This window comes from Rhizobium sp. 01N48 (assembly GCF_056399145.1).
Map to the genome: position 1 here is coordinate 98,740 of NZ_JBFTQT010000001.1, position 24,643 is coordinate 123,382.

25 protein-coding genes are annotated in these 24,643 nt (G+C 60.7%); 11 read left to right on the forward strand and 14 right to left on the reverse strand.

The window, feature by feature from the left end:
- Positions 1-81: 81 nt before the first annotated feature.
- Together AC1DOG_RS00515 and AC1DOG_RS00520 are read left to right on the forward strand one after the other, a co-directional pair.
- Positions 82-978 (forward strand): hypothetical protein, encoded by an 897-nt coding sequence (locus AC1DOG_RS00515; RefSeq protein ID WP_477926423.1) that lies wholly within the window; start codon positions 82-84, stop codon positions 976-978.
- On the forward strand, positions 978-1,295 hold the full coding sequence (locus AC1DOG_RS00520) for a hypothetical protein (protein WP_477926424.1): 318 nt from the start codon (positions 978-980) through the stop codon (positions 1,293-1,295). Before AC1DOG_RS00515 ends, AC1DOG_RS00520 begins: the two co-directional genes overlap by 1 nt.
- Positions 1,296-1,310: 15 nt before the next feature.
- Here the strand turns inward: AC1DOG_RS00520 and AC1DOG_RS00525 are convergent, their stop codons facing one another.
- The gene (locus tag AC1DOG_RS00525; RefSeq protein ID WP_477926425.1) at positions 1,311-2,222 is read right to left on the reverse strand and encodes a sugar kinase; all 912 of its coding nucleotides are present in this window, start codon (positions 2,220-2,222) and stop codon (positions 1,311-1,313) included.
- Between the two features lie 207 nt (positions 2,223-2,429).
- Between AC1DOG_RS00525 and bglA the strand changes: the two genes are divergently transcribed.
- From bglA to AC1DOG_RS00540, 3 genes are read left to right on the forward strand one after another with little or no spacing between them, the layout of a single operon-like run.
- Positions 2,430-4,079 (forward strand): beta-galactosidase BglA, encoded by a 1,650-nt coding sequence (gene bglA / locus AC1DOG_RS00530; RefSeq protein WP_477926426.1) that lies wholly within the window; start codon positions 2,430-2,432, stop codon positions 4,077-4,079.
- Between the two features lie 19 nt (positions 4,080-4,098).
- On the forward strand, positions 4,099-4,353 hold the full coding sequence (locus AC1DOG_RS00535) for a toxin-antitoxin system HicB family antitoxin (RefSeq protein ID WP_477926427.1): 255 nt from the start codon (positions 4,099-4,101) through the stop codon (positions 4,351-4,353).
- Positions 4,354-4,387: 34 nt separating this feature from the next.
- On the forward strand, positions 4,388-4,579 hold the full coding sequence (locus tag AC1DOG_RS00540) for an addiction module antidote protein (RefSeq protein WP_477926428.1): 192 nt from the start codon (positions 4,388-4,390) through the stop codon (positions 4,577-4,579).
- 9 nt (positions 4,580-4,588) lie between these two features.
- On the opposite strand, the gene AC1DOG_RS00545 is transcribed toward AC1DOG_RS00540, so the two are convergent.
- The 4 genes from AC1DOG_RS00545 to AC1DOG_RS00560 all read right to left on the reverse strand — a co-directional run bounded on the left by AC1DOG_RS00545 (position 4,589) and on the right by AC1DOG_RS00560 (position 7,391).
- Complete coding sequence (locus tag AC1DOG_RS00545; RefSeq protein ID WP_477926429.1) at positions 4,589-4,843, reverse strand: type II toxin-antitoxin system RelE family toxin; 255 nt, start codon at positions 4,841-4,843, stop codon at positions 4,589-4,591.
- Positions 4,840-5,040 carry a hypothetical protein gene (locus tag AC1DOG_RS00550; protein ID WP_477926430.1) on the reverse strand — a complete coding sequence of 67 codons (201 nt, stop codon included), beginning with the start codon at positions 5,038-5,040 and terminating at the stop codon, positions 4,840-4,842. Before AC1DOG_RS00550 ends, AC1DOG_RS00545 begins: the two co-directional genes overlap by 4 nt.
- A 57-nt stretch (positions 5,041-5,097) precedes the next feature.
- Entirely contained in the window at positions 5,098-6,795 is a 1,698-nt protein-coding gene (gene ade / locus AC1DOG_RS00555; protein WP_477926431.1) for an adenine deaminase, read from the reverse strand.
- A 134-nt stretch (positions 6,796-6,929) separates the two neighbouring features.
- Positions 6,930-7,391, reverse strand: coding sequence for a MarR family winged helix-turn-helix transcriptional regulator (locus tag AC1DOG_RS00560; RefSeq protein ID WP_477926873.1), 462 nt, complete (start codon positions 7,389-7,391; stop codon positions 6,930-6,932).
- A gap of 342 nt (positions 7,392-7,733) precedes the next feature.
- Between AC1DOG_RS00560 and AC1DOG_RS00565 the strand changes: the two genes are divergently transcribed.
- Positions 7,734-8,567 (forward strand): alpha/beta fold hydrolase, encoded by an 834-nt coding sequence (locus tag AC1DOG_RS00565; protein WP_477926874.1) that lies wholly within the window; start codon positions 7,734-7,736, stop codon positions 8,565-8,567.
- A 102-nt stretch (positions 8,568-8,669) separates the two neighbouring features.
- Here the strand turns inward: AC1DOG_RS00565 and AC1DOG_RS00570 are convergent, their stop codons facing one another.
- The 6 genes from AC1DOG_RS00570 to AC1DOG_RS00595 all read right to left on the reverse strand — a co-directional run bounded on the left by AC1DOG_RS00570 (position 8,670) and on the right by AC1DOG_RS00595 (position 14,337).
- Positions 8,670-9,773, reverse strand: a complete 1,104-nt coding sequence (locus tag AC1DOG_RS00570) for a branched-chain amino acid ABC transporter substrate-binding protein (protein WP_018897309.1) — start codon at positions 9,771-9,773, stop codon at positions 8,670-8,672.
- Between the two features lie 432 nt (positions 9,774-10,205).
- Complete coding sequence (locus AC1DOG_RS00575) at positions 10,206-10,523, reverse strand: ArsR/SmtB family transcription factor (RefSeq protein ID WP_018897310.1); 318 nt, start codon at positions 10,521-10,523, stop codon at positions 10,206-10,208.
- Positions 10,524-10,616: 93 nt separating this feature from the next.
- A complete protein-coding gene (locus AC1DOG_RS00580) occupies positions 10,617-11,372 on the reverse strand; it encodes a HugZ family pyridoxamine 5'-phosphate oxidase (protein WP_477926432.1) in 756 nt (251 codons plus the stop codon).
- A 32-nt stretch (positions 11,373-11,404) separates the two neighbouring features.
- A complete protein-coding gene (choV, locus tag AC1DOG_RS00585) occupies positions 11,405-12,457 on the reverse strand; it encodes a choline ABC transporter ATP-binding protein (protein ID WP_477926433.1) in 1,053 nt (350 codons plus the stop codon).
- Positions 12,454-13,299: a choline ABC transporter permease subunit gene (choW, locus tag AC1DOG_RS00590; RefSeq protein WP_018897313.1), complete on the reverse strand. Its 846-nt coding sequence runs from the start codon at positions 13,297-13,299 to the stop codon at positions 12,454-12,456. The genes choV and choW overlap by 4 nt, the downstream gene beginning before the upstream one ends.
- Before the next feature lie 81 nt (positions 13,300-13,380).
- Positions 13,381-14,337 (reverse strand): choline ABC transporter substrate-binding protein, encoded by a 957-nt coding sequence (locus AC1DOG_RS00595; RefSeq protein ID WP_477926434.1) that lies wholly within the window; start codon positions 14,335-14,337, stop codon positions 13,381-13,383.
- Positions 14,338-14,571: 234 nt separating this feature from the next.
- Here AC1DOG_RS00595 and AC1DOG_RS00600 point away from each other — a divergent pair, with 234 nt between their 5' ends.
- The 3 genes from AC1DOG_RS00600 (at position 14,572) to AC1DOG_RS00610 (ending at position 17,568) form a co-directional block, all read left to right on the forward strand.
- On the forward strand, positions 14,572-15,177 hold the full coding sequence (locus AC1DOG_RS00600) for a thymidine kinase (RefSeq protein ID WP_113196410.1): 606 nt from the start codon (positions 14,572-14,574) through the stop codon (positions 15,175-15,177).
- 63 nt (positions 15,178-15,240) lie between these two features.
- The gene (locus AC1DOG_RS00605) at positions 15,241-16,314 is read left to right on the forward strand and encodes a hypothetical protein (protein ID WP_477926435.1); all 1,074 of its coding nucleotides are present in this window, start codon (positions 15,241-15,243) and stop codon (positions 16,312-16,314) included.
- Positions 16,315-16,437: 123 nt separating this feature from the next.
- Positions 16,438-17,568, forward strand: coding sequence for a DUF2333 family protein (locus tag AC1DOG_RS00610; protein WP_477926436.1), 1,131 nt, complete (start codon positions 16,438-16,440; stop codon positions 17,566-17,568).
- A gap of 49 nt (positions 17,569-17,617) precedes the next feature.
- Here the strand turns inward: AC1DOG_RS00610 and AC1DOG_RS00615 are convergent, their stop codons facing one another.
- Together AC1DOG_RS00615 and AC1DOG_RS00620 are read right to left on the reverse strand one after the other, a co-directional pair.
- A complete protein-coding gene (locus AC1DOG_RS00615) occupies positions 17,618-18,337 on the reverse strand; it encodes a helix-turn-helix transcriptional regulator (RefSeq protein WP_113010309.1) in 720 nt (239 codons plus the stop codon).
- 275 nt (positions 18,338-18,612) lie between these two features.
- Positions 18,613-19,125, reverse strand: coding sequence for a TIGR00645 family protein (locus tag AC1DOG_RS00620; RefSeq protein ID WP_111562912.1), 513 nt, complete (start codon positions 19,123-19,125; stop codon positions 18,613-18,615).
- 151 nt (positions 19,126-19,276) lie between these two features.
- On the opposite strand from AC1DOG_RS00620, the gene AC1DOG_RS00625 reads away from it, so the two are divergent.
- Entirely contained in the window at positions 19,277-20,956 is a 1,680-nt protein-coding gene (locus tag AC1DOG_RS00625) for a formate--tetrahydrofolate ligase (RefSeq protein ID WP_477926437.1), read from the forward strand.
- A 75-nt stretch (positions 20,957-21,031) separates the two neighbouring features.
- Here AC1DOG_RS00625 and AC1DOG_RS00630 read toward each other — a convergent pair whose 3' ends face one another.
- Positions 21,032-21,982 carry an extensin-like domain-containing protein gene (locus AC1DOG_RS00630; RefSeq protein ID WP_477926438.1) on the reverse strand — a complete coding sequence of 317 codons (951 nt, stop codon included), beginning with the start codon at positions 21,980-21,982 and terminating at the stop codon, positions 21,032-21,034.
- Between the two features lie 261 nt (positions 21,983-22,243).
- On the opposite strand from AC1DOG_RS00630, the gene AC1DOG_RS00635 reads away from it, so the two are divergent.
- Positions 22,244-24,511, forward strand: a complete 2,268-nt coding sequence (locus AC1DOG_RS00635) for a TonB-dependent hemoglobin/transferrin/lactoferrin family receptor (protein WP_477926439.1) — start codon at positions 22,244-22,246, stop codon at positions 24,509-24,511.
- Positions 24,512-24,643 lie beyond the last annotated feature (132 nt).

Here is a 24,643-nt window from a genome sequence, read left to right on the forward strand (position 1 = left end):
GGTGGTGATCTTGGGTTGTGTGCGGTTTGTTGTTTGCAATCGGCAATGTGCTATCCCTAGCTGCAGTTAGGGGAACAATCCATGTTGAAACGATTGCGGGTGCTGGCGTTGCTGGCGGCCACGGCTTTGGCCGGCTGCGCCAGTGTGGATGCGACTGATATTCAGAAGTTTGGCGTGGCTACGGCGGCGGTCGCGCAGGCGGCGCGGGATGCCGGTACGCTCAACGACGACATGACGTACACGATCCGGCTCGAGGATCACGCAGGGCGATTTGCGAGGGGCGGACTGCGTTACGCATTTCCTCCTCCTCACAGGGATAGATCGCGCATCTCGACCGCTTGGGACGTTCAGGTTGCATACGCCAATGCACTTGTCGCATATGCCGATGCGCTGACCAAGGCGGCAGCCGGTGTCAGCGGTACCGACATCGGCACTGCGGTAGACAATCTGAAGAGCGCGGCCGCAAAGGCTGCTCCAACCGCTTTTGCGCATCCGGTGTCATCGCAGGTCGCGAACGCTTCGGTGATCATTGCAAAGCAGGCGATAAGTTGGGCCGCATGGCAGCAAATCCGCGCGGCAATGCAACGTGCACAGCCGGCAATCGTGCAAGGCAATGCCCTGCTTGCCACCGACTTCGGGAAAATGGGCCACGCCATCGACGAGCGCTACAAAGACTGGCTCATGATGAAGCAACGCGTACTTGACTCGATCCGGGCGAATGGGAGCGCTAGGGAGCGTTATGATGCGTACCGCGCATTCGCTTCAGAGCAACAAACCCTGGCCAAATCGCTGGCCCTTCTGACGTCGGTGCAGGGCGGTGACGAGCCTGGTTACGTCGCAGTTCTGAACAAGATGGCGGCTGCCCACAAGGCATTGGCGGAAGGGCAGCAAGATGCATCGACACTTGCCGAATTCCTTGCCGCCGCGCAGCAATTTCAAGCCCTTGCACAGATTTTCGCAGCTAACGGAGACACGTGATGACGACAAATCAGGATGCTTACGATCGGATACGGGCGGGAAAGGTTGCCGCCAATCTTGGCTATTCCCAGGCGCAGACGGTCTCTGACGCCAACAGGTTTCTCGATCTCTACTACGTCTATGACGACGAGCTCGACAAGCTGGTGGCAGACGAGCTCATGAAATCGTCGGGCCAATACAAGGTACTGACACAATCCTTGAAGGGCGCGAAGAAGGATCTGGAGGATATCATCGACAACATCCAGAAAATCGTGCAGACGACCGAGGCAGCACTCAAGATCGCGACGATCTTCAGCAAGATCATCGCAATCATCTGACCGCTCGACAGCTCCTCAAACCCCAAGCTTATCCTTCGCCACCAGCGCCCCATGCTCGCTCACAACCCGCGCCGCGACCTTGGCGGCGAAGCGGGCGGATGCGGAGGCGTCCCGGGTTTCGAGATAGTGGGCGATGAAGGCGCCGTTGAAGCTGTCGCCGGCGCTTGTCGTGTCGACGACCTGCTCGACCCGCTGCGAGGGCACGAAGGTCTCTTCGCCGTCGAAATCGAGCGTTATGCCGTCGGCGCCGTTCTTGACGACGACGTCGCGGACGCCGAGCGCGCGGTAGCGGTGGATGGTCGCCTCGATCGAGACGTCGCCGAAGTGCAGGGCCTCGTCCTCGAAGCTCGGCAGCACCATCGATGCGGCGCGCGCGCCTTCGCTGATGGTGGCGTGCATCTCGTCATAGCCCGACCACAGGCGCGGGCGGATGTTGGGGTCGAAGGCGACGAGCTTGCCGGAGGCCTTGGCGCGGCGTGCTTCGGAGAGCAGCGTGTCGGCGTCGTCGCGCGAGAGGATCGCGAGCGTGATGCCGGAGAAATAGACGACGTCGGCGCCTTCGATCGCCTGGCGCAGGAAATCGGCATCGGCGGCAAGCTGGCGGGCGGCGGAGTTGTCGCGCCAGTAGCTGAAGGATCGTTCGCCATCCTTCAGGCTGATCATGTAGAGGCCGGGTGCCTTGCCCTTGATGCGGCGAATGCTTTCCGTGCCGATGCCGGCTTCAGCGAAGAAGGCGACCATTTCGTCGGACATGGCGTCGTCGCCGAGCGCGGTGCAGTAATCGACCGACCAATCCTGATCAAGGCAGGCGCGGGCGTACCAGGCGGTGTTCAGCGTATCGCCGGCAAAGCCCTTGCGCAGCAGCCCGGCGCCGGCCTGCGACAGCTCCACCATGCACTCACCGATCGATAGAAAACGTCCGCCCACTGCCAGCCTCCCAGATGTTGCGTGTTCGCTGATACGCGCCGCGCGCCGCACTTACAAGCGCGGATTGGCCGGATATCGCGATGTGCGGCTCGCGGGGCTGGCCGGTGTCTTTGCAACTGGCGCGCAAAAAGACGTGAGCGCGGTTGTCTTTTACTTTCTGCGCTTTAGTCTCGGATGGACAGGAACAACGGTAGGGATCGGCGACAGATGGTGGTTCGGACGGGCGGGAATGCGGACTGGTGGCGGGGTGCTGTTGTCTATCAGGTCTATCCGAGATCGTTTCAGGATACGAATGGCGACGGGCTCGGCGATCTCAAGGGGATCACGAGGCGTCTGCCCTATATCGCCAGCCTCGGCGTCGACGCGATCTGGCTCTCGCCCTTCTTCAAGTCGCCGATGGCCGACATGGGCTACGACGTCTCCGATTATTGCGACGTCGACCCGATTTTCGGGACGATCGCCGATTTCGACGAGATGATGGTGGCCGCGCATGCGCTGGGGCTGAAGGTGATCATCGACCAGGTGATTTCGCATACCGCCGATGTCCACCCATGGTTCGTCGAAAGCCGCTCCAGCCGCACCAACGACAAGGCGGACTGGTATGTCTGGGCCGACCCGAAGCCGGATGGAACCGCACCCAACAACTGGCTGTCGATCTTCGGCGGGCCGGGCTGGGAATGGGACGGTGTGCGCCGGCAGTATTACCAGCACAATTTCCTCACCTCGCAGCCGGATCTGAACTTCCACAACGCGGATGTTCAGGACGCGCTTCTGAAGACGGTGAAATTCTGGCTCGACCGCGGCGTCGACGGCTTCCGGCTGGATACCGTCAACTATTACTTCTGTGACAAGCTATTGCGCGACAACCCTCCGCACGAGCCCGATACCAGCGATGGCGGGCTGGATGCGCCAGACACCAACCCCTATGGGATGCAGAACCATCTCTACGACAAGACGCAGCCCGAAAACATCGGCTTCCTGCAGCGTTTTCGCGCGCTGCTCGACCGCTATGAGGGGCGCACGACTGTCGGCGAGGTGGGCGACGGTGCGCGCTCGCTGAAGACGGTGGCGGCCTACACCACCGGCGGCGACAAGCTGCACATGTGCTACACCTTCGATCTCCTGGGACCGGAATTCACCGCCGCCCATATCCGCAACTGCGTCGATGCTTTCCAGAAATCCGTGGCCGATGGATGGGTCTGCTGGGCCTTCTCCAACCACGACGTCAACCGCCATCTTAGCCGCTTCGCCAAGACGGTCGAGGAACGGCCTGTGGTCGCCAAGCTGGCGATCTCGGTGCTTGCGGCGCTGCGCGGCTCGATCTGCCTCTACCAGGGCGAGGAGCTTGGCCTGCCAGAAGCCGATCTCGCCTTCGAGGACCTGCGCGACCCCTACGGCATCCGCTTCTGGCCGGCCTTCAAGGGCCGCGACGGATGCCGCACGCCGATGCCCTGGGAAGCAGCCAAGGCGCATGCCGGCTTCACCACGGCCGAGAAATCCTGGCTGCCGGTGCCCTATGAGCAGGCAGCGCTCTCGGTCGATGTGCAGGAGGGCGACGCGCATTCGGTGCTCACCCACTACCGCGACACGCTGGCCTTCCGCAAAAAGCATCGGGCGCTGATCGACGGGGCGATGACCTTCCTCGACACGAACCAGGATCTGCTGGTGTTTACCCGGAAGAAGGAGGGCGAGACGCTGCTTTTTGTGTTCAACCTGACACGGGAGCCGGCGTCGTTTGGCTTGCCTGCGGGGATAGTGCTTGGCGAGCGGATGGAGATGCCGGGGGCGGGTGGAACGGTCGACGGCGGCAAGGTGGTGCTCGGGGCGCTGGAAGGGTTTTGCGCGCGGGTGGTTTGAGGCTTCGGGAGATTGGATCGTGAGTACGAATACCTACCCACTCAAGCTGCCGGCATCCCTCAAGGAGGCCGCCGCGCGTCTCGCGAAGGCTGACGGTGTATCTCTTAACCAATGGATCGCTTCGGCCGTCGCGCAGAAGGTCGGCGCCGTTGAAACGGTGCAGGCGTTCCTCAAGAGCCGAGCAGGGGTGGCGAGTGGGGATGGCCTGGCGGGCGTGTTGAAGAAGGTGCGCGACGTCTCTCCGGTTGATGGAGATGAATTGTCTCGCAAGTGATATGATCGGATTGTTTCGCAACGGACGAACGAAGATGACTGAAGAGATATTCGATTTTGATCCCGCCGAAATGCTCGATTCTGATGAGGCTGTCGAAGCCTATCTCGACGAACTCCTGAAGACGGGCGACCCGCAGTTCATCGCTTCGGCGCTTGGCGTTGTCGCACGGGCTGAAGGTATGACGAAAATTTCGCGAGAAGCCGGGTTGCGCGCGAGAAGTGAGTAGATATCCAGCCTAAGCCAATAGCCGGTCATAATCGGCATGTGAGCCAATCCACCACCAGACAAAATCATCGCCATCACGAACGGCCAGTGCTCGCCATGACGCGCCGACCCGAACGGACCAGAAGCGGCCGACGTTCTTGAAATGCAGCGAGGGATGTTTGGGGTTGGATTTGAGCAGTTCGAAGCTGTCGTCGGCCACTCGTTTTACCCGCTCCGGCAAGCGCTCATAGGCTTTCCAGAAATCGGGAGTGGCGTGGTGGTTCAAAGCCGTCGGGTCTTGCCGGAGCGAAAATCATTAAGCGCCTTGTCAGCAAGGCCGTCGAGCTTGCCGGCGGTAACGTCGCTTTCGATGCGGCGATCCCACTTTTCCGCCTGAAACGCCTCGAACCATGCCGAGAACGCTTCGAGGTCCGGCGGGTCCAGTTCGCTTACGAATTTTTCGATCTGCTCAAGCTTGGTCATCGCGAGCTCCTGTCGTTGTCGAAGCTATGCGCTCTGTTGTCGTTTGCCAAGCCGAGCTCACCCGATCAGCTTGAACTGATCGACATCCACCATGCCCATGTCCGATATCTTCAGATGGGGGATAACAGGCAGCGGCAGGAAGGCGACCTGGAGGAAGGGTTCTTCTAGGGTCGTGCCGAGGGCGTAGGCGGCTTTTCTGAGGTCGTGCAGCGTGTCGCGGACGGTTTCGTAGGGTTCGAGGCTCATCAGGCCGGCGAGCGGCAGCGGGATCTCGCCGGTGACCTTGCCGTCCTCGACGACGACGAAACCGCCCTTGATTTCGCCGAGCCGGTTGGCGGCCATGGCCATGTCGTCTTCCGAGACGCCGACGACGCAGATGTTGTGGCTGTCATGGCCGACGGTGGAGGCGATCGCGCCCTTCTTCAGGCCGAAGCCCTGGACGAAGCCGTTGGCGTGGTTGCCGTTCTTGCCGTGGCGCTCGATGACGGCAACCTTGATGATGTCGTTGTCCAGATCGACCGCCGTCTGGTTGCCTTTGACCGGCAGGCGATAGCGGCGGTGCTCGGTGATGATCTTGCCCGGCATGACGCCGATGACAGGTGTTTCGCCATCGGCAACAGGTACGCCGAAGTGGGCTGCGTTGACCGTTCGCGCCTTGACGCTGTCGAGGCCGACGGGGGCGACGGGCTTGCGGGTTTCGAAGAGCGCCGAGGTGACCTTGCGGCCGGCGGAGAAGACCATTTCGGCCTTGCAGTTTTCCAGGCTGTCGAGGAGGACGAGATCGGCGCGCCAGCCGGGGGCGACGAGGCCCCGGTCTCTAAGCCCAAAGGCGCGGGCGGCGGAGATCGAGGCGGCGCGGTAGATGGCGAGCGGCTCGACGCCGTTTTTGATCGCGGTGCGGATCATGTAGTCGAGATGGCCCTGCTCGGCGATATCGAGCGGGTTGCGGTCGTCGGTGCAGAGCGCCAGATGCGGCGACAGGCGCTCGGTGATGATCGACATCAGCGCGTGCAGATCCTTGGAGACGGAGCCTTCGCGGACGAGGATGTGCATGCCCTTGCGGATCTTCTCCAGCGCCTCTTCGGCGCTCGTGCATTCATGCTCGGTGCGGATGCCGGCTGCGAGATAGCCGTTGAGGTCGTTGCCGGAGAGAAGCGGCGCGTGGCCGTCGATGTGGTCGCCCTGGAACGCCGCGAGCTTCGCCATGCAGACGGGATCCTTGTGGATCACGCCGGGGAAATTCATGAATTCGGCGAGCCCGATGACCTTCTCGTGGTCGCGGAAGGGCAGGAGCTTTTCGATCGGCAGGTCGGCGCCTGATGTTTCCAGATGCGTGGCGGGGACGCAGGAGGAGAGCTGGACGCGGATGTCCATGATGGTTTGTTCGGCAGAGTCCAGGAAGTAGCGGATGCCTTCTTCGCCGAGCACGTTGGCGATTTCGTGCGGGTCGCAGATCACGGTCGTGACGCCGTAGGGGAGCACGCAGCGATCGAACTCGTGCGGGGTGACGAGCGAGCTTTCGATGTGGAGATGCGTGTCGATGAAGCCGGGGACGACGATGCGGCCGGATATGTCGATCTCGGTCTTGCCGTTGTAACCGCCGCAGGTGCCGACGATGGTGTCGCCGGAGATGGCGATATCAGACTGAACCAGTTCGCCCGTCACCAGATCGAAAAACCGCCCGCCCTTGAGCACGATATCGGCCGGTTCGCGGCCGGTTCCCTGGTCGATGAGGCGTTCTAGTCTTTCGGTCATGGGGCTCTCTGGTTCGGTGTCGTTGGGTGGCCACTCTAGAGAGGCAGGCGCTCGATGGGAAGGCGCGGATCGGTCTTGTCCTCGTCCATGCGGTCGCAGGGGGCGCCCCGTTCCGGGGTGGGGCAGGGTTGCGCCTACTCGCTCTTGCCGAGGGCGCCGATCAGCGTGTGGATCTGCTGGTTCAAGGCTTCGATCTCGGTCAAGGTCATGCCGGAACGGCTGAGCAGCGTATCGCCCAGGCATTTGCTGCGGGCGAGCATGTCGCGGCCCGCTGATGTCAGGAAGACGTTCACCTGGCGCTCGTCGAGCGTCGAGCGTCGACGTTCGAGGAGGCCTGCCTGCTCCAGCCGCTTTACCGGCGGGGTGATGGTGCTCGATTCCAGCGACAGCCGGTCGGCGATAGCGCCGATCGTGGCGCCATCCTGCTCGCCCAGCACATTCAACACCAGATACTGGGGATAGGTGATGCCCATCTCGTCCAGCATCGGCTTGTAGGTGCGGTTGATCGCGAGGCTTGCCGCATAGAGCGAAAAGCACAGCTGGTCGTCCAGCGGCGGCGTGGTAGCGCCGGAGGCGGGGGGCTTGGCAGAGCCCATATGGGAGGCGTGTATCTGGTCGGTCATGCCGAGGCTCCATCTGTCTGTCCAGATATCATTACCATAAAAATGATATCGCGATAATCTTTTTCGTAGACAAGAAAATCTGGGGTGCTATGAATATGTTTATCGCGATATCGATTATCGCGAAAACAAATGGAGATGAACATGACTGACGACATCCAAAATGCCTCAAGACGGCATGTTATGGTCGCAGGGCTCGGCCTCGTCGCGACGGCCGCTGCCGCCTCCTTCACCAATTCGGCTGAAGCCGCGAGCCACAAGCATTCCGCAGCCGCCAACCAGAAGACCGCTCATTCGACAGCTAAGGACAAAAACGCCATGACCAGCAGCTACATCACCACCAAGGACGGCACGCAGATCTTCTATAAGGATTGGGGCACCGGTCAGCCGATCGTGTTCCATCACGGCTGGCCGCTCAGTGCCGACGACTGGGATGCGCAGATGCTCTACTTCCTCGGCAAGGGCTACCGGGTGATCGCCCATGACCGTCGCGGCCACGGTCGCTCCAGCCAGCCGGGCTACGGCAACGACATGGACACCTATGCCGCCGATGTCGCCGAACTCGCCGAACATCTGGATCTCAAGAATGCCATCCATGTGGGCCACTCGACCGGTGGCGGCGAAGTCACGCGTTATGTCGGCAACTACGAGAGCCGCGGCCGGATTGCCAAGGCGGTACTGATCGGCGCGATCCCGCCTGTCATGCTGAAGTCCGACAAGAACCCCGGCGGCCTGCCGCTCGAAGTGTTCGATGGCTTCCGCACGTCAATTGCCGCCAACCGCGCGCAGTTCTATCGCGACATCCCCGAAGGTCCGTTTTACGGCTTCAACCGGCCGGGCGCCAAGGTCTCGCAGGGCGTGATCGACAATTGGTGGCGGCAGGGGATGATGGGCAGCGCCAAGGATCAGTATGATTGTGTCGAGGTGTTTTCCGAAACCGACTTCACCGACGATCTCAAGAAGATCAAGGTTCCGGTTCTCGTCATGCATGGTACCGACGACCAGATCGTGCCGATCGCCGATTCGGCGCTGCTTGCCGCGAAGCTCTTGAAGAACGGCACGCTGAAGACCTATGACGGCCTGCCGCACGGCATGGCGACCACGCATGCCGAGATCATCAACGCCGATCTCCTGAAATTCTTCCAGGCCTGATCGAGGCGACTTGTGGCGAAAGCCATTTCGAAGGATCCGCAAACGAAAACCGGGCGCCCGCGAGGGCGCCCGGTCTGTATTTGATCGCAAAGGCGAGCCGAATTACTCGGCGGAGACGATCTTGCCGTCTTCCCACTTGTAAAGGGAGAAGCTTTGCGAGGTCAGGTCGCCGGTTTCGCCGTAGGTGAGCTTGCCGATGGCGGTTGCGATCGGCTCGCCGGCCTTCAGCGCCGTTGCGACAGCTTCGGAATCTTCGGCGCTTTTCGCCTTTTCGATACCGGCCTTGATGACTTCGACGGCGGCGTAGGCGTTCAGCGTGAAGGCTTCGGCCGGGATGCCCTTGGCCTTCAGCGCGTCGGCGGCAGCCTTGGAGTCGGGGCTCTTGGTGGCATCGACGGCGTTGGTGAAGATGGTGCCGGCGGCAGCATCCGTGCCGATGTTCCAGAACTCGGTGTTCGACAGGCCGTCGCCGCCGATGATCACGGCATTGACCTGCAGGTCATGCAGCTGGCGGGCAAGCAGGCCGCCTTCCGGGTGGTAGCCGCCGAAATAGACGACGTCGACCTTCTCGGCCTTGAGGCGGGTGGTCAGCGCGCTGAAATCCTTGTCGCCGGGCGAGAGCGCGTCGTCGAGGACTTCCTTGATGCCGCCGGCATTGATCGTCGCCTTGAAGTTGTCGGCGAGACCCTTACCGTAAGCGCCCTTGTCGTTGATGATGGCGATGCGCTTGTCCTTGAAATTCTTCAGGACGTAGTTCGCAGCGACTTCGGCCTGCTGGTCGTCGCGGCCGCAGGTGCGCAGAACGTTGGCGAGGCCACGCTTCGTCAGGTCAGGGGCGGTCGCGGTCGGGGTGACCATCAGCACGCCGTTTTCAGCGAAGACGTCGGAAGCCGGGATGGCGACGCCCGAGGTGACCGGGCCGACGACGAAGCGGATGCCGTCGCCGACGAGCTGGTTGGCGGCCGAAACGCCCTGCTTGGGTTCGCCCGCGTCGTCAGCGGTCTTCAGCACGACCTTCTCGCCGAGGATGCCGCCGGCCTTGTTGATTTCGTCAACGGCGGTCTGGGCGCCGTTCTTCACCTGGTCGCCGTAAGCGGCAACCGGGCCGGTCAGCGGTGCGATCAGGCCGATGGTGATGTCGGCATGCGCCAGCGGCGCGAAAGAGATGGAGGCAACCAGCGCCGCCGTCAGGGTCTTCAGGGTCATTTTGTCTCTCCTTGGATGGGTCTTCGACCCGCGACTGTCCTGCCGCTGCGATCAATCCAGGCCGTACAAACATCCATTTCCGGATGCGCCAAAGACGACGGACTGCGCGCGGCAAACGCGCCAATCGGCCATGTTTGGCTCGAAGGACGCATGGCAAGTTTATTAGGAATTTCGAGGTGAATGCGCAAGAAGATAAAGAAACGCGGCCCGTTTTTGCCATGATCGGCAAAAATCACGCCGGTTTTGGCAAAGTTGGATCAAGTTTTCGCGATTTTGGAGCGGTAGCGGCGGCGGCACAGTCGCGTGTCTCGGACTTGAGCGAACAAAAAAGGATCGGCAGACCAGAGGTCGCCGATCCATCAATATCAAATGGTGCTAAAAATAATCAGCCGCTCCATAAAGAAACGACCGGAAACGATGTGATGTGGGAAATCAGGCCGCGGACTTGGCGCGGACGGGTTCGGCGTAGATCTGTGTCAGGGTTTCGAGAATGCGAATGACCTGATCGGAGGTGCTGGAATAGTAGATCGTCTGTGCGTCGCGGCGGGTCTTGACCAGCTTCTGGGCGCGCAGCTTGGAGAGGTGCTGCGACAGTGCCGACTGGCTGAGGCCGACTTCGGTGGCCAGCGCGCCAACAGGGATCTCACCCTTGACGAGATTACAGAGGATCAGAAGTCGCTTGGGATTTGCCATTGCGGACAACAGTGCGGCGGCAACATTCGCGTGAGCGGTCAAATCAATTGTGTCCATAATCATCTTCCCATGGAAACGGAATTCAAAAAAACGTCTGCCTGAAATTGCCGACGCTGAAAACTAGCAAGAGGGGTTCAAGATTGTATATAGCTAAATTTCAGGTATTGAGTATTTCATGTTAGATATATGTGAATAAAGTTCAACGCGGCTGCTGACGGGTGTGTCAAACTCGTGTCGCACCAGCAAATCGCCCGAAATCACATCAAAACCAGCGCAATCGACTCCACAAATAGCCCATTTGGTGCCCGTACGGGCTTTATGCGCGATCGCTGTTTTCCTTGCCAAATCCGGCTCCTGGGCTAGCAAATCTTGCACTACCTCGGCAGCGTTTGACGCAATCTCTTCGTTGGCCGCGGAGCGGATGATCAGCTCTTCTCCGCCTAAAATGTAGGCGCGGCCGAAGCCGCCATTGAGGCTTGCGCTCTCGGGAATCAGCCGGAAAAACCTGAAATCCGGGAAATCGACGTAGAGTTTGGCTTTGGAATGGCGGGCCAGAAAACGGTCACGAATGCGTGTGTGGGCCGTGCTGTCGCGCTCGACGGCTGCCGCGCGGCACTGAGTCGTCAGCCGCGCATAGGCCAGCGGGTCGCCCTTGCCGGGCTCGCCGGTCAGAAGCGAGGCGCGCGGATCGGCATCGAGCGCGCGGGTGTGCGCCGAAAGGCCGGAGACGAGGATGACGGGAACGCCATCGAAATCGGTACCGAGAAGCACGCGGCTGGCGAAGGGGAAGCCGGTGTTTGGGTCGAGGACCGCAATGGCGGCGTAGCGGGCGGAGCGGAGAAGAGTGCGCGCCAGCCTGCGCGCCTCTTCGTCCGTTTCCCTGATGACAGAAGCTTGATCTTTCATGTCCACTTTTCTGGCGCAAGCGGACGGCCGGATCAAGCCTGTTCTTTCTTCCTGTGCTGCGTCAAACCGGCCACCACGTCCTGGGCGGAAATCGTGCCGATGATGGCGCCGTTTTCGACCACGCCGATGCTGCCCGGCTGGCGGGCGAGCGCGTCGAGAATATCGATCAGCGGGGTCTCGGCCTTGGCTGTGCCGCTGACGCTGGCACTGCTTGCGGCATCGCCGAGGCCCGCATGCATGACGTCGCGGGCGGTCAGCATGCTGATCGGGTTCATGTGCTGGACGAAATCGGCGACATACTGGTCGGCCGGGTTCTTGACGATATCCTGCGGCGTGCCGCACTGGATGATGCGTCCGCCTTCCATGATGGCGATGCGGTTGCCGATGCGGAAGGCCTCGTCGAGGTCGTGGCTGACGAAGAGGATGGTCTTCTTCAGGCGGCGCTGGAACTCGAGCAGTTCATCCTGCAGGCGGGTACGGATCAGGGGATCGAGCGCGGAGAACGGCTCGTCCATCAGAAGGATCGGCGCGCCGGTCGCAAACGCCCGGGCAAGGCCGACGCGCTGCTGCATGCCGCCGGAGAGCTCGTTGACCTTGCGATCGGCCCACTTGGTGAGGTTGACCAGCTCGAGCTGTTCGGCCACGCGCTTCTTGCGCTCGCCCTCGGCCATGCCGGCGAGTTCGAGGCCGAAGCCGACATTGTCGGCGACCGTGCGCCACGGGAGCAGCGCGAACTGCTGGAACACCATGGAGACGGTGTGCATGCGCAGATCGCGCAGGCCCTTGGCCGAGGTCTTGTAGGGATTGACCGGGCCTGATGCGCTGTTGACGGTGACCTCGCCGCGCACGACGGGGGCGAGCCCGTTGACGGCGCGCAGAAGGGTCGACTTGCCGGAGCCGGAAAGACCCATGAGCACGAGGATCTCGCCCTCCTGGATTTCCAGCGAGGCGTCGGCGACGCCGAGCACCAGCCCGGTTTCGGCGCCGATCTCGTCGCGGGTCTTGCCCTTGTCGGCAAGAGTGAGGGCGGCCTCCGGCTTGTCGCCGAAGACGATGCTGACATTGTCGAAGCGAACCGCGGTCATGCGCCGTCTCCTTCACCCGCCACGCGGAACATTCGGTCGAGGATGATCGCCAGGATGACGATGCAGAGACCTGCCTCGAAGCCCTTGGCGACGTTGACGGTGTTGAGCGCGCGCACAACGGGAACGCCGAGGCCGTCGGCGCCGACGAGTGCCGCGATGACGACCATCGACAGCGAGAGCATGATCGTCTGCGTCAAGCCGGCCATGATCTGCGGCGTGGCATAGGGAAGCTCGACCTTGCGCAGCACCTGCATCGGGGTTGCGCCGAAGGATTCGGCGGCTTCGACCAGTGAGGGGGGCGTCGAGATGATGCCGAGGCGCGTGAGGCGGATGGGGGCAGGGATGGCGAAGATCACGGTGGCGATCAGGCCGGGCACCATGCCGAGGCCGAAAAGGATAAGCGCTGGTATAAGATAGACGAATGTCGGAATGGTCTGCATCAAGTCGAGGATCGGCCGCAGCAGCGAGTTCACCCAGGGGCGGCGGGCAGCCGCGATGCCAAGGGGAATGCCGACGATCATGCTGACGAAGGTGGAGGCGAGCACCAGCGCCAGAGTCGCGGTCGTTTCCTTCCAGTAGCCCTGGTTCATGATGAACAGCAGCCCAAGACAGGTGAAGACGGCGACGACGACCGAGCGCCTCAGCCAGTAGGCGATGGCGGTGATGGCCAGCACGACGATCAGCGGGTGCGGCTTTTGCAGGACGAACAGGATCCCGTCGATGACGTGGGACAGCACGAAGGCAAGCTGGTTGAAGAACCAGTCGGCATTGGAGGTGAGCCAATCCACGAAGGCTTTCGCCCAGGGACCAATGGGAATTTTAAAGTCGGTGATCCAGTTCAAGGGCGTGCCTATCCAGAAAGAACAACAACAGGGGCGAGGATAGCGAAAACGGGGTGGTCAGAGCCACCCCGTCTTTCGATATCAGAGGCCGAGGCTTTTCTTGACGGCGGCAACGCCGTCGCCGCTGCCGTCAAGCGTCTTGACGCCTGCGAGCCACGGCTCGATTGCCGTCGGATTGGCCTTCAGCCATTCCGTCGCGGCCTTTTCCGGCTCGTCGCCGTCGTTCAGGATCTTGCCCATGATCTGGTTCTCCATCGGGAGAGAGAAGACCATGTTCTTGAGCATGGTGCCGACGTTCGGGCATTCGGTCAGGTAATTGGCGCGAACGTTGGTGAACACCTTGGCGCCACCGAAGTCAGGACCGAAAACGTCGTCGCCACCCGTGAGATAGGTGAGCTTGAAGTTTTCGTTCATCGGATGCGGTGCCCAGCCGAGGAAGACGACCGGCTTGCCGGCCTTCTCGGCGCGAGCAACCTGCGCCAGCATGCCCTGCTCGGAGGATTCGACGACCTCCATGCCCTTCATGCCGAAGGTATCCTTCTCGATCATGTTCATGACCAGACGGTTGCCGTCATTGCCCGGCTCGATGCCGTAGATCTTGCCTTCGAGATCTTCCTTGTGGGCGGCGATGTCCTTGAAGTCCTTGATGCCGAGCTCGGCGCCCTTGGCGTTGGTCGCCAATGTGTATTTCGCGCCGGTCAGGTTCGGGCCGAAGGATTCGACCGACTTGTCATCGATGAAGGGACGAACATCCTTTTCCTGGGTCGGCATCCAGTTGCCGAGGAAGATGTCGATGTCCTTGTTCTTCAGCGACTGGTAGGTGACCGGTACGGAAAGAACCTTCACGTCGGGGGTGTATCCGAGACCCTTGAGGATCACGGATGCGGTTGCTGTTGTCGCGGTGATATCGGTCCAGCCCACATCCGACAGATGGACGGTGGAGCAGCTGGCGGGATCAGCGGAATATGCGGCGGTTGCGACAGAGAGTGCAGCAACGGTTGTGGCAGTGATCAGTTTGAATGCGCTTGTCGTTTTCATTTATAGACTCCCAGTCTTACGTTCCCAAGCCAATCACCAATAGCCGAGTTTTACAAGCGACCTCAGTGCGTTTGCGCCGCATTGCGGTATCCGATTGCGACGTGTCGTATTTAATGGATCGCTTGAATTTTGTCAGTTTTGAAGGGGTTTTCAGGCAATTTTCTGTGATTAACGACGGCCGGGGGTTTTCTTGATCGTATACAGCTTTCAAGAAGCGGAGAGACGGAGAATGCAATGGCGAAGCTCTACTTCAACTACTCGACGATGAATGCCGGCAAATCGACGATGCTGCTGCAGGCCGCGTATAATTACGAGGAGCGCGGCATGCGCGTTCTCCTGCTGATCGCGGCGTTCGACGAGCGGGCGGGCAGGGGCATCATCGGCTCGCGGATCGGGCTGCAGGCCAATGCGGTCGCCTTCGAGCAGGATGCCGATCTGTTGTCGCTGATCGCCGAGCAAGGGGCTGCGGGCGAACCGATCGCCTGCGTCTTCGTCGACGAGGCGCATTTCATGACGCGCGAGCATATCTGGCAGCTGGCGCGCGTCGTCGATCGGCTGAATATCCCCGTCATGGTCTACGGGCTGCGCACGGATTTCCAGGGCAAGCTGTTTCCGGCCTCGCAGGAGCTGATGGCGATTTCCGACGAGATGCGCGAAGTGCGCACCATCTGCCATTGCGGCCGCAAGGCGACGATGGTCGTGCGCCTCGACGGCAATGGCGCGGTGGCCCGGGAAGGGGCGCAGATCGAGGTCGGCGGCAACGAGAAATACGTGTCGCTCTGCCGCCGCCACTGGGACGACGCCATGAACGGTGAGTGGGTCGCCGAGGCGGTCGAATAGGCTTCTTCCATTTGAGAATGAACAGCTCTAATTTGACGGCATTCGATTCCCCGGGGATATCAGGTGCGCAAGCCTGTATCGTTTGACACCACATTTGATGCTGCCAGTGCGATTGCCGACGAACTGCCGGTGAAGGTCAAGACCTGTGCCGATTTCGTCGGCGAGTTCGCGCGCCATCCTGCCGAGATCGACGACGAGCGCTTTCTGGTCGAAAACGAACGCTTCCAGGGTTTCGCCGCTGATGCGAGGAACCTCGCTGAGCTGCTTGCCGAGCTGGTGGCGACGCTGGATGCGATGACCGTCAGGGTGTCGTCAGATCTCGACAGTTTCCGCGGGCTGACGGCGACCGAGCGGTTTATCGGGCATTTCTCGCGGCAGCGCATGTGGCGGCGCCACAGCAGCCGTGTCAGGGCCGCGCCCGTGGTCGAGCGGCTGCGCGACCTGATGGTGAAGTCCGACGGGGTTGCCGGGCTCATCACCCACCATCGCGCCGTCGTGCTCACAGCCCACAAGGAGGCCGAGCGCCGGCTGGTCGATATCGTCGAGCGCCGACGCCGGCTGGTGGACGAGATCGACATCGCCCGTATCCGCATCAAGGAGCTCAATGCCCGGGCGCTGACGACGCAGGGGCGCATCGGGGTTTACGGCAGCAAGGCCGAGTGGGACCGGATGGAGGAGGAGCGCAAGGCGCTGAAGGCGCAGGCCGATGAGGTCTCCACCCGCGAGCACGAATTGCGCGACGAGAGCCAGCGGCGCGAGCGTTTCATCGGGATATTCCAGCTTCTGGTGGATGGGCTGAACACCGAGATCGGCCAGTGCAACACGCTGATGCGCAAGCTGATGATCGATACGGAAGAGCGCTTGCTGATCTATCAAGCCCAAGTTGATACCGATATTCCGGGCTCGAAGGTGCAGATTTCGTCCGAGCTGTTTCCCAATATTGCCGATGCCATCGTTCTCTTCGAACGCGACATGCTGTTGCCGCAGGAGATCGAGCACCGCAAGCGCACCGCCGACGCGCAGTTCGGCAAGCGGTTTCCCGCCTATGCGCATCAGAACGAGGATGTGCCGGGCGCGCCTTTGATCGACACGATGAAGATCTCCTCGCGGCTGCGCTTCCGGATGCCGCGCCTTTAGGCGTGCCGCCTCTAAACAGGGCCGAAGAAACAATAATATCAGCACGATGTTGCCGTTTCGGATGCGGATGCATATTTGAGAGCGGGTGAAACACGCGCTTTTGGATGCAGAGGGGAATGGGCGATGCTTGACGGAATCTCCGGTTTTTTCAGATCGATCGGCCGGGCGATTGGTCGTTGGGCACGGCTTTTCGTGGCCTGGGCCTTCTGGCCGTTGATGGCCGCGCGCGGCTGGTATGGTCGCCGCAGCTGGCTGGTCAGGCTTCCCGTCATCGGCGTGCTTTTGCTGCTTGTCGTGATGTACGGCTATTTCTTCGTTCAGACGCAGCTGTGGACCGGCTTCAACCCGTCCTTCGTCGACCAGTACAAGCTTGCGGAGCGCAAGGTTCAGGTTGGCCAGGAAATTCCGCCCGCCGAGGGCGCGACCACGCCTGCGGCCAAGACCTGCCAACGCTCGGCGATCGTCGACGTCACGGCCGATCTCACCGATTTCAACGTCAACCAGAACTCATGGATCTCCTCCATGCTGCTCTATCGTCTCGGCTTCTTCGGGATCGATTGGGACCACACGCCGTTTCTTGACAACAAGGCCTCGTTCCAGCGCGGCGTGAACCAGGCGCTCCGCCGCACCTCGGCGGAGCTCGTCGATACGCTGGGCCGCGTGCGCGGCACCTCGGGCATCAACAATGATCTGCAGAGCGCGCGCGGCAACCTGCAGTTCGACGAGTACAGCTGGTATTTCGGGCTCAATCCGTTCGGCCCGAAGACGCCAACGCCAAGCTATTATCGCTCGGCGATCGACAGCCTTCGCAAGTTCAATACGGATCTGTCCAACTGCAACGCCGTCTTCGATACCCGCGCCGACAACCTCATCCAATTCATCGACCGTATCGCCAACGATCTCGGCGGCACCGCCGACATGCTGGCGGAGCGCTCGGCCAACCATGCGAGCGGCTGGTTCGATACGCGCGCCGACGATCGCTTCTGGTTCGCCTATGGTCAGCTCTACGGCTACTACGCCATTCTGGCGGCCGCCCAATCGGACTTTTCGCGGGTGATCGCGGAGCGCAATCTCGGCGCTCTCTACGGCGCAACCAATGCACAGTTCCAGGCGGCGTTGCGCATCCAGCCGGCGATCATCTCCAACGGTCGCGAGGACGGCTGGATCATGCCGAGCCATCTGGCGACCATGGGCTTCTATATTCTGAGGGTGCGCTCCAACCTCGTGGAGATGCGCGCGGTGCTCGGCCGATAAGGGCGAGCATTTTGGCGCGGCCATTGGCGGCGCCGGGCGCGGCCTGGCGTCAGGTGATCAGCTTGTAGCGGATCGCCTTGGCGACCAGCTGGGTGCGGTTGACGCAATCGAGCTTCTTGATGGCGCTGGTCATGTAGGCGTTGACCGTGTGGTCCGACAGCGACAGGATCTGGCCGATCTCGATGGAGGTCTTGCCCTGCGATGTCCAGCGCACGACTTCGCGCTCGCGGGCGGACAGCGGTGGGTGCTCGTTGGTCTTGGCCGATTTCACCAGATTGAAGGCATCAAGCGCGTGCAGCATCAGCATGTTGAGCTCGTTGACTTCCGCCTGCCCGAGCGGCGAGCGCGTGCCGGAGAACCAGAACAGCAGCCGCTGGTTATCTGCGGTATAGGCCGGGAAGGAGATACCGAGCCGCATGTCGAAGTCGGCTTTCAGCTCGCTGAATTCGGCGGGCAAAATGCCTGTCTTGTCGCAAAGAGTCCAATGCCTGGGCAGGGCCGAGGCGGCAACGCCAGTCGAAAACATCGGGAGCTGCATGAAGCGGGCGCGGTCGAACCTGCTGATATAGTCGGCGGGAAGGTTGCTTTCGATCAGCAGGGACTTGAGCAGGAAGCTCTCGGACGTCGGCGCGTCCATCAAGGTGGCGTACTTGAAACCGAAAGCCTCGGCGATGCGAACCAGAACTTGAGCGAATGCCGGCCTGGTCTTCACGGCTGCTATTTCAGCCGTCAATACTGACTGCCTCTCCGAGGTAGTTACGTACGACATTAACAATTTCCTGCGCGCCAACAACTTCAACCATAAGATCGACTATCTGATATATTTGCTAGTCGGAAATTGTGCAGCGCACATTGAATAGATTAATGTGTTATAATTTAAACACGAAAAATCTCTCATTGGTTGTTTTTAGATTCTTGTAAATCAACCTTTTGTCGTTTTTGGCCGATGCGCTCACGAATTGAGCGTTGTGGCAAATGAAAAGGCAATGATTTGCCTTGCGCCATATGTCGCAGGCGGCTCAGCCGCCCGCGAATCAGTCGGCTCTAGATTTTCGAGGTGTCTTTTGCCTTTTTCATCAGCTGCTCAAGGAAGCCGAGCATGACGGCGGAGACGACGAAGGCGAGATGCATGGCGGTGAGCCACATGATCTTGCTGTCGGTGAATTGATTGGAATTCAGGAAGACCTGCAGGAGGTGGATCGACGAGATGGCGACGATCGACGAGGCGACCTTGATCTTCAGGCTGCCGGAATCCAGCTTGCCGATGAAGGAGACATCGGTTTCGTTGTCGTCGAAGCGGCTGACGAAATTCTCGTAGCCCGAGATCATCACCATGACGATCAGGCTGGCGACCAGCGCCGCGTCGATGAGGCCGAGCATGGCCAGGATCATCTCGCCTTCGTCATAGGTGAAGACGTTGATCGCCACCTTGGAGAACTTGTAGGCGAAGGAGATCGCGTAGACGGCCAGCGACAGCGCCAGCCCCAAATAGAAGGCGACAAGGATCCAGCGGCTGGACAGAATGATGCGCTCGACGATGAGCTCGAGTGATTTCATGGTTTACCCCCGTAAATGCTGAATCAATGCGTTGGTGATAGAGGTTGATGATGTGCTTGCGCAACCGGCGCAGGGTTCAAACTTTCGGTATATTTCACCATTGCGTTGGCATAAACGTGACCTTTGGACGATGAATATATCTGAGGGCGGCATGGCTGAGTATAAAACCGACATCGAGATCGCGCGCGCCGCGGTGAAGAAGCCGATCTACGAGATTGGCGACAGGCTCGGCATTCCGGCGGCGCAGCTGTCGCCCTATGGCCACGACAAGGCGAAGATCAGCGCCGAATTTACGGCGGCGCAGGCGGGCAAGCCCGACGGCAAGCTTATTCTCGTCACCGCCATCAACCCGACGCCGGCAGGCGAGGGCAAGACGACCACGACGGTGGGGCTCGGCGACGGGCTGAACCGGATCGGCAAAAAGGCCACGATCTGCGTGCGCGAGCCATCGCTCGGCCCCTGCTTCGGGGTGAAGGGCGGAGCGGCCGGCGGCGGCTATGCGCAGGTCGTGCCGATGGAGGATATCAACCTCCACTTCACCGGCGATTTCCACGCGATCACGGCGGCGCATAACTTGCTCTCGGCGATGATCGACAATCACATCTACTGGGGCAACGCGCTCGACATCGACGTGCGCCGCATCACCTGGCGGCGCGTGATGGACATGAACGACCGGGCGCTGCGCGAGATCGTCGCCTCGCTCGGCGGCGTCTCCAACGGGTTTCCGCGCGAGAGCGGCTTCGACATCACGGTTGCCTCGGAAGTCATGGCGATCCTGTGCCTGGCGTCGGATCTTCACGATCTGGAAGAGCGCCTCGGCAACATCATCATCGGCTATCGCTTCGACAAGACGCCTGTATTCGCGCGCGACCTGAAGGCCGATGGCGCCATGGCCGTGCTTCTCAAGGATGCGATGCAGCCGAACCTGGTGCAGACGCTGGAGAACAATCCGGCGCTGGTGCATGGCGGCCCGTTCGCCAATATCGCGCACGGCTGCAACTCCGTCATCGCCACCAAGACGGCGCTGAAGCTTGCCGACTACGTGGTGACCGAGGCGGGCTTTGGCGCGGATCTCGGCGCAGAGAAATTCTTCGACATCAAGTGCCGCAAGGCCGGGCTGAAGCCGGATGCGGCGGTGATTGTCGCGACCGTGCGCGCGCTGAAGATGAATGGCGGCGTGGGGAAGGGCGATCTCGGACGCGAGGATGTCGGCGCTGTGACGCGCGGCTGCTCCAATCTCGGCCGCCATGTGGCCAATGTCCGCAAGTTCGGCGTGCCCGTCGTGGTCGCCATCAACCACTTCGTTTCCGATACGGATGCAGAAGTGCAGGCGGTGAAGGCCTATGTCGCGCATCTCGGCGCGGAAGCCATCGTCTGCCGCCATTGGGCGGAAGGCTCGGCCGGTATCGAGGAGCTGGCGTGGAAGGTGGTGGAGATGGCCGAATCCGGCAACGCCAACTTCGCGCCGATCTATCCCGACGCCATGCCGCTCATCGAAAAGATCGAGGAAGTCGCCGCCCAGATATATCACGCCGGCGAAGTCAGTGTGCCGAAGACGGTGCGCGACCAGCTGAAAGCCTGGGAAGAGCAGGGCTATGGCAATCTGCCTGTCTGCATCGCCAAGACGCAATATTCCTTCTCCACCGACCCCAACCTGCGCGGCGCGCCGGAGGGGCACGTCGTTTCGGTGCGCGAAGTGCGACTATCGGCTGGCGCCGGCTTCGTCGTCGTCATCACCGGCGAGATCATGACCATGCCCGGCCTACCGAAGTCGCCGGCCGCCGAGCGCATCCATCTGAATGAGGATGGGGCGGTCGAGGGGCTGTTTTAGCTTCCTAGATCGCTTCAAGAGGCTCTGTTTCCGATTCACCCAGTCGCCACAAGCCGCTGACGCTATTGCCATTTTTCAATGGCAATAGCGGTATCCGCCCTTGCGCTCGAGCACGTCGAGATGGAAGTGGGTCTCGTGGGCGGCGTCGCTTTCGGGGTCGAGGACCGTCGTGAAATAGAGGCAGCCGGCGGCGCTGACGGTGCGCTGGAAGGCGCCGATCAGGGTCGAATCCTCGCGCCTTGGCTTGACCGCGATATCCTCGCCCTTCTCGAAGCTGAAGCTTGCGATATCGACCGCGTTGCCGCGCGCGTGTTCAGAGATCTTGCCGGTCTCGGCGCTGTTGCGCAGGCGGCAGATATAGGAGGAGGCCTGGTTGATGGTGGTGATGCGACCCTGATCTGCCGCTGCAATGGCCGCTGCCGGGATCACCGTGCCCTTCATCCATCGCGCCAGGGCAAGTGCCACCGGGCAGCGAAAGACGCCATCCGGCTTGAGCTTGATGCCGGGCAGGGCTTCGGTGACCTTGATCGGCTTGTCGATGCCACAGCCGTTGCCGTCGTCGATACGGCTGAGATCGGTGAAGACGACGCCGAGGCTCTGCAGCTCCTTGACGCATTCGGAGTGATCGGCCTCGCTTTCCGGCTCGATCGTCAGATGCTGCGCTTCGAGCGTCTGCTTGTCGGGAAGGTTGGGGCCCTGCACCTCGCGCTTGGGCGCGGCGGCGTCCTTGCTCGTCGTGTCGGAGGAAGGGGCAGGTTTATCGCCCTCTGAGATGTTCTCGCCGGGTTTCGTGTCCGGCTTTGGAACATCGGGGCTGGCGGCGTCGGGTTCTGCGACGTCTGGCTTAGTCTCCGGTTTAGGCTGCGGCTTGGGCGCGACATCGACGTTTGCTGGGTCGTCAGCCTGCTGTTCGACCTGCTTGTCGCCTGGTTTTACTTCCGGTTTGGGGCCGGTCTCGGGCAGGCCCGCGCCGGTCAACATGATGAGGCAGAGGAATGCCGTCGCGATATGGGCTGTTTTCTTCACGCATCCATCCATCGTTTCGGTCCCAGCCGTTAACAACGTTTGGAGGCGGATTTCGTTGCAATTTCGCAACGTTGATCTTCATCATGAAAACATGACTGTTCAAATCATGATATCTTGGCGGAATATATTGACAACCATACTCATGTTTTTTATGCGGCAAGAAGAAGGCGGAATTATTCGCCTGAACACCTAGCCAGCCCCTCCAAGCGCAGACGCGCGAAGACCAGCCAGCCCGGTACTTTTTTCATTGAGGGGTTGATTATGGTTATCCGACATTGGCGCTCGGCGCTTTTGGTGRGCGCGGCGTTTGTCTGCGCTGGTCCGGTCTCGCAGGCGCTGGCGCAGAGCGCGCAGACGACGACGCCGGCTGCAAATGCTGAGACGGACGAAAACGGCACGACGCTGCAGAAGATTGTTGTGAAGGGGAAGCGGGTTGTGAACGCCGGCGATGCCGAAAACACGCCGCTCGCGACCGAGACGAACGAACGCACGCTGGAAGCCAAGCAGGTTCGCAGCATCGAGGATCTCGGTCGTACGATCGATCCAGGCGTCAATTTCAACCGGTCGACCAACACGGTCAACATTCGCGGCCTCGAGGGCAATCGCGTCGCGACGTTGGTCGACGGCATTCCTTTGAGCTACTTCAGGGACGGCGCACGCGGTACCAGCGGCGGCACAGACAGCTTCGACTTCTTTTCGCTGACCACTGTTGATGTCGTGAAGGGTGCGGATTCGAGCCGTATCGGCGGCGGTGCAATGGGCGGCGCCCTGTTGCTGCGTACGCTTGAGCCCGCCGACCTGATCGGCGAGGGCAAAGACTGGGGCGGCAAGGTCGGTAGCGGCTATGACAGCACGGATCACAGCTGGTTCAATGGCGCGGCGGTCGCCAAGAAGATCGAGAACACCTCGATCATGTTCCTCGGCAGCTACAAGAAGGGCAACGAGCGACAGACCCAGGGTACGGTCGATACTTATGGCCCAACGCGGACTAAGGCCAATCCAGCCGATTACGATCAGTACAACATGCTGTTCAAGCTCCGGCAGGACACAGATTCTGGTCATTCGTTTGGTTTTACAGCTGAGCGCTTTCGGTCCGATAAGGACACTGATCTGAAGCAGGGTCAAAATACCTTGGCGACCTCGACCTACCGCCCTGGCCAATATACGTCCACGGATCTGAACGAGCGTACCCGTGTCTCGCTTGACTACGAATATGAGGCTCCAAGCACTGACGGTCTGATCGACGCGGCACAGGCGACGCTCTACTGGCAAAAGCAGGAGCGGATGATCGGCAACGACGCCTATCGCTACGTCAGCGTGCCTGGGCCATATCAACGTCGCAATAGCACCGACGAATCTGGATTTGGCTTCAACGGCTATATCGACAGCGGTTTCAAGACGGGAGAAGTTGACCACGTCTTCACACTTGGTACCAGCGCGTTCATTTCACAGGCAAGCCAATACTCGGCGGGATTCGACTCTTGCCCGGCGACCGGTCCTTACGTCAGTCCGTATACGAATTGTGCGATGCTTCACACCAACCAGTCCGATATGCCGGACGTTGACAGCAAGCAGTTTTCTGTATTCGCGCAGGATCGTATGGAATTCGGCACCAGTGGCTTCTCCCTGACGCCCGGCTTGCGATTTGATTGGTACGATCGTTCGCCGCAAGATACGCCCGCTTATACAAACGGCGCGATGGAACCAGTCATGCCCCCGGGCTCCCAGGACAGCGCTTGGTCGCCCAAGCTTCTGGCCGAGTACGAGGTCAATGATCAGGTCACGATCTTTGCCCAATGGGCAATGGCTTTCCGTGCGCCAACAACGAACGAGCTCTATCTCACCTATGGCGCGCCTACCACCTACATTCAGATTGGCAACCCGGACCTGAAGCCTGAGACCAGCAACGGCTTTGATATCGGTGCTCGCTTCGGGGACGATGATTTCGGCGGGTCGGTCAGCGCGTTTTATAATCGCTATCGGAACTTCATCGACACACGTGCCTTGACCAATGCGGAAGTCATTGCGGCAGGCTATGATCCTCTGGACTACAGTAGCCGAACTGGCTACCAGAACGTGGCGCGCGCGCAGATCTCAGGCGTGGAACTGAGCGCTCACAAGCAGTTTGCCAACGGCTTCAATGTTCGCGCCGGCTTTGCTTATACCCGCGGCATGAACCTGATCACCAATAAGGAGCTAAACTCCGTCGCTCCGATGAAGGGGACGATCGGTGTCGGTTACGCTGCCGAACAATGGGGTGTCGATGCGTTGCTTACGGGGGTTGCTGGCGTGTCCGACAAGTCGACCGCGACTTTCAAGGCTCCGGGCTACGGCATCGTCGACCTGACCGCATGGTGGGAGCCCGAGCAGATGAAGGGCCTCCGCATCAATGCCGGCGTCTACAACGTCTTCGATCGTACATACTTCGATGCACTCAACACGAAGACCACCACGATTGCCGCCGCGACGAAGGATTACTATTCCGAGCCAGGCCGCACCTTCAAAATCTCGCTGACCCAGCGCTTCTAAAACAATCGAAAGGGCGGCCACAGAGCCGCCCTTTTTCGTGGCCGCATTCGCCTCTTGCGCTCTCTCTCATCTCACGCTAACAATTCCGCCCATGAACATGTCCTTGAACATCGCAATCTGGTGGTGGGCTCG